The organism is Polaribacter sp. HA6-7, from assembly GCF_055693625.1.
This window is the reverse complement of sequence record NZ_CM146338.1, coordinates 2,839,820-2,852,405: the sequence shown is the minus strand read 5'-3', so window position 1 is coordinate 2,852,405 and position 12,586 is coordinate 2,839,820. Positions and strand designations below refer to the sequence as shown.

At 30.1% G+C, this 12,586-nt stretch carries 10 protein-coding genes, 1 tRNA gene and 6 pseudogenes; 13 read left to right on the top strand and 4 right to left on the bottom strand.

The window, feature by feature from the left end; genetic code table 11:
- Window positions 1–115: 115 nt before the first annotated feature.
- The gene (locus ACZ1HD_RS15910; protein ID WP_472687992.1) at window positions 116–532 is read right to left on the bottom strand and encodes a universal stress protein; all 417 of its coding nucleotides are present in this window, start codon (window positions 530–532) and stop codon (window positions 116–118) included.
- 97 nt (window positions 533–629) lie between these two features.
- Between ACZ1HD_RS15910 and ACZ1HD_RS15905 the strand changes: the two are divergent.
- The 3 genes and pseudogenes from ACZ1HD_RS15905 (at window position 630) to ACZ1HD_RS15895 (ending at window position 3,374) form a co-directional block, all read left to right on the top strand.
- Window positions 630–1,974: pseudogene (locus ACZ1HD_RS15905) on the top strand (MATE family efflux transporter).
- Between the two features lie 66 nt (window positions 1,975–2,040).
- Window positions 2,041–2,808, top strand: a complete 768-nt coding sequence (locus ACZ1HD_RS15900; protein WP_472687991.1) for an enoyl-CoA hydratase/isomerase family protein — start codon at window positions 2,041–2,043, stop codon at window positions 2,806–2,808.
- An 80-nt stretch (window positions 2,809–2,888) separates the two neighbouring features.
- Complete coding sequence (locus tag ACZ1HD_RS15895) at window positions 2,889–3,374, top strand: MOSC domain-containing protein (protein ID WP_472689380.1); 486 nt, start codon at window positions 2,889–2,891, stop codon at window positions 3,372–3,374.
- Window positions 3,375–3,377: 3 nt separating this feature from the next.
- Here ACZ1HD_RS15895 and ACZ1HD_RS15890 read toward each other — a convergent pair.
- A pseudogene (locus ACZ1HD_RS15890) lies at window positions 3,378–4,519 on the bottom strand (DNA polymerase III subunit).
- A gap of 78 nt (window positions 4,520–4,597) precedes the next feature.
- Between ACZ1HD_RS15890 and ACZ1HD_RS15885 the strand changes: the two are divergent.
- The 4 genes and pseudogenes from ACZ1HD_RS15885 to ACZ1HD_RS15870 all read left to right on the top strand — a co-directional run bounded on the left by ACZ1HD_RS15885 (window position 4,598) and on the right by ACZ1HD_RS15870 (window position 7,855).
- On the top strand, window positions 4,598–4,867 hold the full coding sequence (locus ACZ1HD_RS15885; RefSeq protein ID WP_472687990.1) for a hypothetical protein: 270 nt from the start codon (window positions 4,598–4,600) through the stop codon (window positions 4,865–4,867).
- Between the two features lie 17 nt (window positions 4,868–4,884).
- Entirely contained in the window at window positions 4,885–5,388 is a 504-nt protein-coding gene (locus ACZ1HD_RS15880) for a hypothetical protein (protein WP_472687989.1), read from the top strand.
- Between the two features lie 102 nt (window positions 5,389–5,490).
- Window positions 5,491–6,678: a phosphoglycerate kinase gene (locus ACZ1HD_RS15875; RefSeq protein ID WP_472687988.1), complete on the top strand. Its 1,188-nt coding sequence runs from the start codon at window positions 5,491–5,493 to the stop codon at window positions 6,676–6,678.
- Window positions 6,679–6,813: 135 nt separating this feature from the next.
- Window positions 6,814–7,855: pseudogene (locus ACZ1HD_RS15870) on the top strand (aldo/keto reductase).
- A gap of 76 nt (window positions 7,856–7,931) precedes the next feature.
- Here the strand turns inward: ACZ1HD_RS15870 and ACZ1HD_RS15865 are convergent.
- Window positions 7,932–8,243: a DUF6370 family protein gene (locus tag ACZ1HD_RS15865; protein WP_472687987.1), complete on the bottom strand. Its 312-nt coding sequence runs from the start codon at window positions 8,241–8,243 to the stop codon at window positions 7,932–7,934.
- Between the two features lie 3 nt (window positions 8,244–8,246).
- Window positions 8,247–9,932: pseudogene (locus tag ACZ1HD_RS15860) on the bottom strand (glutamine--tRNA ligase/YqeY domain fusion protein).
- A 111-nt stretch (window positions 9,933–10,043) separates the two neighbouring features.
- On the opposite strand from ACZ1HD_RS15860, the gene ACZ1HD_RS15855 reads away from it, so the two are divergent.
- The 6 genes and pseudogenes from ACZ1HD_RS15855 to ACZ1HD_RS15830 all read left to right on the top strand — a co-directional run bounded on the left by ACZ1HD_RS15855 (window position 10,044) and on the right by ACZ1HD_RS15830 (window position 12,577).
- Window positions 10,044–10,259: a zinc ribbon domain-containing protein gene (locus ACZ1HD_RS15855; RefSeq protein ID WP_079737545.1), complete on the top strand. Its 216-nt coding sequence runs from the start codon at window positions 10,044–10,046 to the stop codon at window positions 10,257–10,259.
- A 50-nt stretch (window positions 10,260–10,309) separates the two neighbouring features.
- Window positions 10,310–10,660, top strand: a pseudogene (locus ACZ1HD_RS15850) (DUF2452 domain-containing protein); the annotation flags it as partial.
- An 81-nt stretch (window positions 10,661–10,741) separates the two neighbouring features.
- A complete protein-coding gene (gene folB / locus ACZ1HD_RS15845) occupies window positions 10,742–11,098 on the top strand; it encodes a dihydroneopterin aldolase (RefSeq protein ID WP_340932118.1) in 357 nt (118 codons plus the stop codon).
- An 85-nt stretch (window positions 11,099–11,183) separates the two neighbouring features.
- A tRNA-Cys gene (locus ACZ1HD_RS15840) sits at window positions 11,184–11,254 on the top strand.
- Window positions 11,255–11,426: 172 nt separating this feature from the next.
- A complete protein-coding gene (locus ACZ1HD_RS15835) occupies window positions 11,427–11,600 on the top strand; it encodes a hypothetical protein (protein WP_154066937.1) in 174 nt (57 codons plus the stop codon).
- Between the two features lie 132 nt (window positions 11,601–11,732).
- Window positions 11,733–12,577, top strand: a pseudogene (locus tag ACZ1HD_RS15830) (MBL fold metallo-hydrolase).
- The last annotated feature ends 9 nt before the right edge of the window (window positions 12,578–12,586 follow it).

The window sequence follows — 12,586 nt, the reverse complement described above, 5'->3', positions numbered from 1 at the left end:
ATAAGTTTACTTGTGCTTTGTATTTATTAACAATAAACTCTAAAGGCTTTAAAACTGTTTTACTTTTTACAACACCGATTTAAAAGCCATTAAAATATTAGAAACAGTTTTATATTCATAATTTTCTCGGTACAGCCAATATTGCCAAATTAGATTTTTTTACCAAACTACCAGCGGTTCTACCTAAGAATAATCCCTCTTTTATAGAATTACTTTTTGTACCAACAATTACTAGGTCAATACCCAATTCTTGATCTATAGCTTCAACACTATCTACAACGCTACCTTTAGCAGAAATCAGTTTAATTTCAACATTTTTAACATCGCAAATATTAACCATAGTTCTTAAATACAAATTAGTTTCTTTTTCTATAATTGCATCTACATTTTTCATTGTTCCTGCTTTAGACTGCACACTGTACGCTCTAAAAACAAAGACTTTTGCATTAATTTCTGAAGCAAAATCAATAGCATATTGTAAGGTTTTTTGTGCGTTTTCTGTAGATCCAATGGGTACTAAAATGTGTTTCATAATGGTTTGTTTTTATTATTACAAAGTTAGTTAATTTTAATAGAATCGTTTTCGATTTCATTTTTTAGAAATGTACATTTGCAAAAACATCTATCTTTTGAATGTAAATATTAGCTTTAAAAATATAAATAAATTAGCAATTCCTGCTTTAATTGCTGGTATTGCAGAACCTGTTTTATCGATTACAGATACTGCAATAATTGGTAATATAGATACAAATGCCACAGAAAGTCTTGCTGCAGTTGGTATTGTTGGTGCATTTATCTCGATGCTTGTTTGGGTTTTTGGGCAAATTAGAAGTGCAATTTCATCTATAGTTTCTCAATATGTAGGCGCTAATAAGATTAATGATATTAAAGAATTACCAGCACAAGCAATTGCAATAATTGTTTTTGGTAGCTTAATTGTATTAGCAATATCATATCCGTTTTCTAGACAGATTTTTCAATTTTATAATGCTTCAGGAGAAATTTTAGAATTTTGTATCACCTATTTTAATATTAGAATATTTGGTTTTCCGTTTGCATTATTTGTATTTGCCATATTTGGTACTTTTAGAGGTTTACAAAATACTTTTTACCCAATGATTATTGCTATAATTGGCGCATCAATAAATATTATTTTAGATTTAATACTGGTTTATGGTATAGAGGGTTTTGTGCCTGCAATGCATATAGAAGGTGCTGCATATGCAAGTGTAATTGCACAGGTTTCTATGGCTATAATCTCTTTGTATTTGTTAATTAAAAAAACACCTATTTCTTTAAAAGTTAGATTGCCTTTTCATGTTGAAATTCCAAGATTATTGGGTATGATTGGTAACCTTTTTATTAGAACAATTGCATTAAATGTAGCCTTGTATTTTGCTACTTCTTACGCAACAGGTTACGGTAAAGAATATATTGCCGCCTATACAATTAGTTTAAATATTTGGTTATTGGGTGCTTTTATGATTGATGGTTATTCTAGTGCAGGTAATATTTTGTCTCGGTAAATTATTAGGTGCAAAAGATTATAAAAGTTTGCTTGAATTAAGTAATAAATTATTTAAATATGGTTTAATTGTAGGTGTTTGTATTGGCTTAATAGGTCTTCTTTTTTACAATTTTATTGGGGAAATTTTTACCAAAGAAACTGCAGTTTTAGAACAGTTTTATGCTGTTTTTTGGATTGTTCTAATTACACAACCTATAAACGCAGTAACTTTTATTTTCGATGGAATGTTTAAAGGTATGGGAGAAATGAAATACTTAAGAAACCTTTTAATTTTGGCAACAGGTTTTGTTTTTATTCCCACATTATTCTTTTTTGATTATTTAGAATATAAATTAGTTGCTATTTGGATCGCTTTTACACTATGGATTATTGCTAGAGGTTTGCCTTTGGTTTTTAAGTTTAGAAATAAATTTATTCCGTTGGCAGAAAACAGTTCGAAAATTTAATTTTATCAGAAATTAGTATTCTTTTATTAATTTTTTAAAACTTATTTTTACTCAAAATTTACAATTATGGCTACAACTAGAGAAAACGGAAGTTTATACACTAATATTCAAAATAATATTGCAACAATAGAGTTTGGGCATCCTGCAAGTAATTCTTTTCCTGGAGAATTATTAGCTAGATTAACCAAAGAATTATTGTCTGTTGGATCAAATAATGATGTTTCCGTAATTGTTTTAAAGTCGGAAGGAGAAAAAGCTTTTTGTGCAGGCGCTTCTTTTGATGAGTTGGTTGCTGTATCTAATTTAAATGAAGGAAAACAGTTTTTCTCTGGTTTTGCAAATGTAATTAACGCCATGAGAACTTGTGGTAAATTAATAGTTGGTAGAATTCAAGGTAAAACAGTTGGCGGTGGTGTTGGTATTGCTGCGGCTTGTGATTATGTTTTGGCAACAGAAAGTGCTTCGATAAAATTATCTGAATTTACAATAGGTATTGGTCCTTTTGTTATAGAACCTGCAGTGTCTAGAAAAATTGGTGTTTACGGTACGGCAGAATTAACTTTAGACGCCACAAGCTGGAAAAACGCGTATTGGGCTAAAGAAAAAGGTTTGTATGCTAAAGTTCTAGAAAATCAGAAAGAATTAGATAAAGAAATAGATATTTTAACTTCAAAATTGGCTAGTTATAATCCGATGGCTTTAGCAGAAATGAAAAAAGCTTTATGGAAAGGTACAGAAAATTGGTCTGCTTTATTAGAAGCAAGAGCTGCTGTTTCAGGTGAATTAGTTTTGTCTGATTTTACAAAGAAAGCATTATCTAAATTCACAAAATAATTCTTTTTCATGAAAATTGTTACTACAAATATTGGTGAAAAAAAGAGGTTAACTGGAAAGGTAAAAACGTAACTACAGGTATTTTTAAATATGCTGTAGATAAACCTATTTTTTTAGATATTGAAGAAGTAAAAGAAGATGCAATTTGTGATAGAGAGCATCATGGTGGCGTTTTACAAGCAGTTTATGGCTATTCTTTAAAACATTACGCGTACTTTAAGGAGTTATATCCTGATTTGAATTTTGAAATGGGCATGTTTGGCGAAAATTTAACCGTAGATGATTTAGATGAAACAAAAATACATCAAGGAGATACTTTTAAAGTTGGCGAAACTGTTTTAGAGGCTACTGTTCAAAGAAATCCTTGTATGAAATTAGGAGTTCGTTTTAACGATATGCAAATTGTAAAACAATTTTGGAACACAACCTATTGCGGTATTTATTTTAAAGTACTTAAAACAGGGTTAGTTAAAGCGGGTGATATTTTCGAAAAAATAAAGTCGTGTCCAGAAAACCCTACAATTGCAGACTTATATATAGCAAAAAGAGCAGCAAAAGGTATTTAAAACTTACAAAGTTTCTTCCTTCTTATGAAGAAATCTTGTTAATTTCATAGAAAGATCTAATAAAATAATTTTAGCATTTCCGTTTCTTTCGATATGATACATTGCATCATTTAGTTCTTTTTCAATCTCTAAAATATTACCAGCGTGTACAAAAGGAGCAAATTTAGAAAGATCAAAACCTGTTTTAGTTTCCATAAAAACCAAATTGTCACTTTTGTAATTAAGTAGCAAAGCTTGTCTAAAAAACTGTAAGCAATACTCTAAAAATCGTTTTTGAGTTTCTCTACCTGTTTTAGCAATAGTTTCAGACCATTCTATTAATTGCTGTACAACCGCAGCATTTCCTTTTGCTCTAAATGCAGTACGAATCCAAGCAATAAACCATTCTTCGAATACCATATCAGAAGAATCATTATGTAATAGATGAACGGCTTTATTATAATTTCCTTCTGCTTGATGCGCTATTTTAGCGGCTTCGTTTTCAGAACAATTTTCTCTTTCAATCAAAGCATTTGCAATATCACTTTCACTTAAAGCAGGAAAATGCAAGGCCTGACATCTAGATTTTATGGTGTTTATTATCTGTTCTTCACTTTCTGTAATTAGTAAAAAAACAGTTTTATTTGGTGGCTCTTCTATTAACTTTAAAAGTTTATTTGATGCTGCAATATTCATTTTTTCTGCCATCCAAATAATCATCACTTTAAAACCACCTTCGTAAGATTTTAACTGTAATTTTTTTACAACAGCTTCTGCTTCATCAACACCAATATTACCTTGTTTATTTTCTACACCAATAAATTGCAACCAATTAAAGAGACTTCCGTAGGGATGATTTTTTGTAAAATCTCGCCAATCTTCCGAAATAAATTACTAACAGCATGTTTTTTTACAGTGTTATTTGTGGTTACCGGAAAAGCAAAATGTAAATCCGGGTGTTGTAGTTTTTCGCATTTAATATTACAAGCTTCTACATTATCAGAAAAATTACATAATAAATATTGCGCATAGGCAATAGCCATTGGTAAAGTACCGCTACCTTCTTTTCCTACAAACAATTGAGCATGTGGTATTCTACCATTTTTTGCAGAAACTTGCAAATGGTTTTTTATGTGATCTTGACCTATAACTTGGTTAAAAAGCATAAGCAAATATAAGTGTTTCTTGAATTTTTAATTAGAAATTTTTGTATTTTTAATGATTACAATAATCAAAAATAAAGTATGAAAAAGTTTTTACAAATAACAAATGGTATTGCCTTTGTAGCCATGGTGTTTATAAATTATTTATCAAATACAGGTGCCATGAATAACACAACAATAGGTAGTGTGTCTAAAAATTTAAACACTTTATTTACACCTGCTGGTTATGCTTTTTCTATTTGGGGAATTATATATTTACTATTATTTGGTTTTGTAATCTATCAAGGTAGAAGTCTTTTTGTTAATGTAAAAGACAACAATTTTGTAGACAAAATAGGCTTCGGTTTTTAATTTCTTGTTTAGCAAACATGGCTTGGGTTTTCTGTTGGATTTATGAGTTTACCGGTTTGTCTTGTATTTGCATTTTTATTCTGCTCTTTTCTATTTTAAAAATTGTTGTAAACAATAAAATGGAAATTTGGGATGCTTCTTTATCAATTATATTTTTTCTTTGGTGGCCTTTTGTAATATACGCTGGTTGGGTAACGGTTGCAAGTATTGCAAATGTATCATCGTATTTAGTGAAAATAAATTGGTCCGGTTTTGGAGTTTCTCCTGTAATCCGGACGATTATTCTAATAATTATTGCGACAACAATTAACTTAATAGTTACATGGTCTAGAAACTTAAGAGAGTTTGCTTTAGTTGGTGCTTGGGCTTTAATAGCAATTGGGGTTGCCAATAAAAACAATACTATAGAAACAATTGCTTTTGTAGCAGCAACTATATTAATTTTAAGCAGCACATTGCACGCATATCAAAATAGAGCAACTAGCCCTGTTAATAAACTTAAAAACAAGTTTAAATCTTAAAATTGGTGTAGCGTATAATCTACGCAAACGATATCTTAATTTTTCAGTAATCAATTTCTATAAACCTAAAGATTTAGGTATTTTTGTTAAAAACAAACAATAATGAAAACACTAAAAGATTTTAATTTCAAAAATAAAAAAGCAATTATTCGTGTAGATTTTAATGTTCCTTTAAATGATAAATTTGAAGTTACAGACACTACAAGAATTCAAGCAGCTAAATCTACAATTATAGATATTTTAGAACAAGGAGGAAGTTGTGTTTTAATGTCTCATTTAGGAAGACCAAAAGGTTTTCAAGAAGAATTTTCTTTAAAACATATTGTTAAATCTGTAGTAGATATTATAGGTTGTAATGTAAAGTTTGTAGAAGATTGTATTGGTGATAAAGTAGAAGAGGCAGTTGCAAATTTAGAATCTGGTGAAATTTTATTATTAGAAAATTTACGTTTTTACGAAGAAGAGAAAAAAGGAGATGTTGCTTTTGCAGAAAAACTATCTAAGTTTGGTGATATTTATGTAAATGATGCTTTTGGTACTGCACATAGAGCGCATGCATCAACAACAATTATTGCACAATTTTTTGAAGAAAATAAATGCTTCGGAAATTTATTAGCAAGAGAAATCGAAAGTATAGATAAAGTATTAAACAATTCAGAAAAACCTGTTTTGGCAATTTTAGGAGGCGCAAAAGTTTCATCTAAAATTACAGTAATAGAAAACATTTTAGACAAAGTAGATCACTTAATAATTGGTGGTGGTATGAGTTTTACATTTATCAAAGCACAAGGTGGCACAGTTGGTGACTCTATTTGTGAAGATGATAAAATGGATTTAGCTTTAGATATTTTAAAGCAAGCAAAAGAAAAAGGTGTAGAAGTACATATACCTGTAGATGTAATTGCTGCGGATGATTTTAATAACGCTGCAAATACTAAAGTTTTAGATATTACTCAAATTCCTGATGGTTGGCAAGGTTTAGATGCAGGACCAAAATCTAGAGAAAATTTTGATGCTGTTGTAAACAAATGTAAAACCATTTTATGGAACGGGCCGTTAGGTGTTTTTGAAATGGAAACATTTTCTGAAGGAACAATTGCCTTAGGACATTCTATTGATAATGCAACTAAAAACGGAGCTTTCTCTTTAGTAGGTGGAGGAGATTCTGTAGCTGCAGTTAAGCAATTTGGTTTTGCAGAAAAAGTAAGTTACGTGTCTACAGGTGGTGGCGCTATGCTAGAAATGTTAGAAGGAAAAACATTACCGGGTATAGAAGCTGTTTTAAAATAAGAAACTAATATATTTTATTGATAAGCGTATAATTTTTAAAATTATACGCTTATTGTTTTTTTATAGATTAAGCTTTAAATTCGTGCATAATTTATTGTTTTAAAACATTTAATTTAAAATTTACAATTCATACAAATGAAGTATACAAAACTAGGTAATACATCGATAAAAGTTTCTAAAATCTGTTTAGGAACCATGACTTGGGGAAAACAAAACACACAAGAAGAGGCATTTGAACAAATGGATTATGCTTTAGAAAAAGGTGTAAACTTTTTTGATACTGCAGAGTTGTATCCTGTACCAGCAACGCCTGAAACTTATGCAGAAACCGAAAGAATTATTGGTAATTGGTTTCAAAAAACAGGCAATAGAGAAAAAGTAGTTTTGGCAAGTAAAATTGCTGGTGGTGGCGATTATACAAAACATATTAGAACAGGTGGTTTTAATAGAAAAAATATTACAGAAGCTGTTAAAGCTAGTTTAAAAAGATTACAAACAGATTATTTAGATTTATATCAGCTGCATTGGCCGGATAGAGGTGTAAATTGTTTTGGTACTAGAGACTATCCATATAAAACATCATCTAAAGAGGCAGAAAATCATTTAGAAATTTTAGAAACCTTAAATGAGTTTGTAAAAGCTGGTACTATAAAAGCTATCGGGCTTTCTAATGAAACTCCTTGGGGAACAATGAAGTATTTGCAAACGGCAGATTCAAATAATTTAGTAAGACCCGTTACAATACAGAATTCATATTCTATGATTCATAGAGCTTACGAATACGGAATGAGTGAGGTTTCTTTAAGAGAAAATATTGGGTTGTTGGCATATTCGCCATTGGCGCAAGGTGTTTTGTCTCGGTAAATACTTAGACGGTAATAAACCAAAAGGAGCAAGAGGAACTTTGTTTCCTAGATTTATTGCTCGTTATATGGGCGATGGTTCTTTAGAAGCAGTTAAGAGGTATGAAACGATTGCGAAAAAGAACAATTTAACCTTGTCAGAATTATCACTTGCTTTTATCAATCAGTTACCGTTTGTAACTAGTAATATTATTGGAGCAACAAAAATGAGTCAGTTAAAAGAAAATATTAATTCAATAAATATTAATTTATCTGAAGATGTTTTAAAAGAAATTGAAGCAGTACATGCGGCAATACCAAATCCTGCACCTTAATTAATAGAACTAAATATTAGCGTAAAAAAATCCGAAGTAATTATTACTTCGGATTTTTTTATGCTTTAAAATACAATTATTTTATCTCTAAAAGCTTTATTTCTGTAGCTTTAAATCTATTGTTTTCTACTACACCAGTAACTTCTGCTTGCCTTATAACTTCGCAAAAACCATTATGTTTGTCGTGTGCATCGCCAAAATCATCAATATTAAAACCATCTACAAAATAGGCTTTCTCATCAATTTTTACAGCTAAGCTGCAACCTTCTTCAGAATCTAAATCAAATTTACACTGTCCGCAAGAAATAGCTGCCACTTGTTTAACTTCTTTTTTATTAGAACAAGAAATTGTAAAAATTAAGATTGCTATTAAAAGTATTTTTTTCATGCTTTATTTTTTAGCCCAAGAATCTCTTAAACCAACTATTTTATTAAAAACTAAATTTTCTGTTGTAGAGTCATCATCAACATTAAAATATCCCATTCTTTGAAACTGAAAACGCTCTCCTATTTTTGCAGTTTGTAAACTTGGTTCTAAATAAGCATCAATAATTTCTAAAGAATTTGGGTTGATAAACTCCATATAATCTTTGTCTTTATGTGAATCTGGTGCTTCATCTAAAAATAGTCTATCATACGCTCTTACTTCTGCTTTTATAGCGTGTTTTACAGAAACCCAATGCAAAGTTCCTTTTACTTTACGCAAGCTTTCACGGTGTACCACTTCGGATTTTGTTAACGGATCGTAAGTACACTGTATTTCTGTAATATTACCATCTGCATCTTTAGTGCAACTATTTGCAGTAATAAAATAAGCGTTTTTTAAACGAACTTCTTTACCTAATTTTAAACGGAAAAACTTTTTATTTGCTTCTTCTCTAAAATCTTCTCTTTCGATATAAATTTCTCTAGAAAAAGGAACCTTTCTGCTACCAAAACCATCTTCATAATCGTTGTAATTAGCATCTAGTAATTCTTCTTCTCCTTCAGGATAATTTGTAATTACTACTTTAACAGGATCTAAAACAGCCATTACTCTAGGTGCTGTTTTGTTTAAATCTTCACGAATTTTAAATTCTAATAAAGCAACATCTATTACGTTTTCACGTTTAGAAACCCCAACAGTTTCTACAAAACTTCTAATAGAAGCAGGTGTATAACCACGTCTTCTTAAGCTAGAAATAGTTGGCATTCTTGGATCATCCCAACCAGATACAATACCTTGTTCTACTAAAGTTAATAACTTACGCTTACTCATTATTGTATAGCTTAAGTTTAAACGAGAAAACTCTCTTTGTTTTGGTGGATTTGGATATTCTGATTTGCTAAAATCATATACATTATCACGAAACCAATTGTACAATTCTCTATGAGGTTTAAACTCTAAAGAACATAAAGAATGTGATATTTGTTCTATATAATCGCTTTCACCATGCGTCCAATCGTACATTGGGTAAATACACCAATCTGTACCAGTTCTGTGGTGTGCTTTGTACATAATTCTGTACATTAATGGATCTCTCATTAACATATTAGGAGAACTCATATCTATTTTTGCACGCAATGTATGTTCGCCTTCTTTAAACTTACCATCTTTCATGTCTTGAAACAAGGTTAAGTTTTCTTCTACGGTTCTATCTCTAAAAGGACTATTTGTACCTACAGAAGTTGGCGTACCTTTTTGTACTCTCATTTCTTCTGATGATTGAGAATCTACATAAGCTTTACCGTCTTTAATTAATAAAATTGCCCAATCATATAATTGCTGAAAGTAATCTGAAGAATAACATTCATTAGCCCAAGTGTAACCCAACCAAGAAATGTCTTTCTTAATTGCGTCTACATATTCTTGCTCTTCTTTAGCAGGATTTGTGTCATCAAAACGTAAGTTAACAGGCGCATTATAAGTTTCACCTAAACCAAAACTAATACCAATAGCTTTTGTATGACCAATGTGCAAATAACCGTTAGGTTCTCGGCGGAAAACGAAAACGTAAATTTTCTTTTGGCATTCCGTTTGCTAAATCTTCTTCTATAATATGCTCTAAAAATTGAGCGATTTTTTCTCTTCAGACATCGTTTTATATGAAAAAATTAAGAAACAAAATTACATAAAATACTTCATTGGTATTAAGAGTTTTGTAACAAAATTGTAAAATTTGCATCTAATAGATAAACACAATTTATTATGAGCGATCAAATTAAAAATTACACTTGCCCTAAATGTAACAGTAAAACTTATAAACTAGGACAAATGAGGGCAACCGGTGGTACATTGTCTAAAATTTTTGATATTCAAAATCAGAAATTTACAAGTGTTACTTGCGAGCGTTGCACATACACAGAATTTTACAAAACAAAAACAAGTGCTATTAGTAATGTTTTTGACTTTTTCACCAACTAATTTTTTTCAAAAGCTATAAAATTGCCTCTTTTTTGTCGTAATTTTGTAATATGAAGAAAGACGGAGAAAAAAAGCCCGATTTAGTTGTATTTAATGAGGAAACTCAAAAATACGATGCAGCTTTAAAACCATATGGTACATCTGCAAGTTCGCCAGTAATTAAGCCTACAAACACGGCAACTTGGACCGCCGATGGTGTAAGACGCACAAATAAAATTTTAAAGGGAAAATTTGAAGAAGTAAGAAGAGAGTACGAATTGTTAATGGAGAAATTTCATTACAATGATATGCTTTATAATGCAAAGTTTGGTTTCGAACCAATAATTGGCGAAACATATCATCTTTACTTAAATAAAAAAGATGAATTATTTTTGTCTATAATAGAACCAAGCGAATGGAGTTTAGAGTATAAAGGTTCTTTTAGATTAAATTCTGATAAAATGTGGGAAAAAGTAACAACAGAAACAAAGCCGAAGCTTAAAATGGGAATAATACAAGTAAATAATATTAAGCTTTACGCTTATCATGGTTGTTTAGATGAAGAAGCAAAAATTGGTAGCGAATATAGAGTAGATGTAGAGGTAAAGGCAAGTTTAAGAAAATCTGCAAAAACAGATGAGTTAGCAGATACTGTAGATTATGTACATCTAAATCACATTGTAAAAGAAGAAATGGCAATTAGATCTAAATTATTAGAAGAGGTTGCACAAAGAATCTTAGATCGATTTTTTAGAGAAATTAGAATGATTAGAAGAGCTAAAGTTTCTGTAGCAAAAATTAACCCACCAATAGGCGGAAACGTAGAAGAAGTAGCTATTATTTTAACAAAAAAGAGATAAGATAAAAAAATACTTGCAATACTTGTAAATTTGCGTAAATTTGCAATCCTTAAAACGATATATATTTATATTGTTTTAATAAAAAGGTGTCTTGGCCGAGTGGCTAGGCAATGGTTTGCAAAACCATGTACAGCGGTTCGAATCCGCTAGACACCTCTAAAAAGCCTTAATCTTTTGATTAAGGCTTTTTTATTTTTTTGATGATAATCACAAGAACTAATTTATTAAATGCAGTTTAACGTAAGAAAATAGTCGTTTGTCGAAAAATTAAAAATTTGGGTGGCTTGTAAATGTACATTTGTACAACCAAACCAAAACACTGCAAACTATGTTTTTACAAATTTTACCACCGGATGCATACGCAACAACAGCTACAGAAACCGTAATAGATAATCAATTACTTTTTGTTGTTTTAGGATTAGCAATAGGAGTTTTTGCAATAATTAAAGTTGCTAAGGTTTTAAGTAAAATTAAAATTGTAAAGCCAAGTTTTACTTCTTAAGAATTAGATTTTTATTAACAGAAAATTACACTTTTTTCTTCATATTTGTAGGCTGTAAATTATATTTTTTGTAGTTTACTATTTATAAAATCATTAAATATTAATTTTTAATGATTTTTTTAATTTTATATAATGAAGATATATCCTATAGAAACAGGTAATTTTAAGCTAGATGGTGGTGCAATGTTTGGTGTTGTACCTAAAAGTATTTGGCAAAGAACAAACCCTGCAGATTCAAATAATTTAATAGACATGAGCATGCGTTGTATGCTTATACAAGATGGAGATAGACTTGTTTTAATAGACACAGGATTAGGTGTTAAGCAATCGGATAAATTTTTTGGTTATTACTATTTGTTTGGAGATTTTTCTTTAGACAGTTCTTTGGCTAAATATGGTTTTCATAGAGACGATGTAACAGATGTTTTTCTAACACATTTACATTTCGATCATTGTGGAGGTGTAATAGAATGGAATTCACAAAAAACTTTATTACAACCTGCTTTTAAGAATGCAAAATTTTGGTCGAACGATAATCATTGGCAATGGGCAACAGAACCAAATGCCAGGGAAAAAGCTTCATTTTTAAAAGAAAATATAAATCCGATTAAAGAAAGTGGTCAGCTTAATTTTATCCATAGAAATGCAATTGACCAAATAGGATTTAATGTTTTGTTTATGGATGGTCATACAGAAAAACAAATGTTACCAAAAATAACATATCAAGGTAAAACAATTGTTTTTATGGCAGATTTATTACCTACAATTGGGCATATTCCTTTACCATATGTAATGGGTTATGATACAAGACCTTTATTAACAATTAAAGAAAAAGCAGCTTTTTTAAACGAAGCTGCAGACAATAATTATTACCTTTTTTAGAACACGATGCGTATAACGAACTTTGTACGGTTAAGCATACAGAAAAAGGAGTAAGATTAAAAAATACACATAAATTTACAGATATATTTAATTAAGAGAAGAGA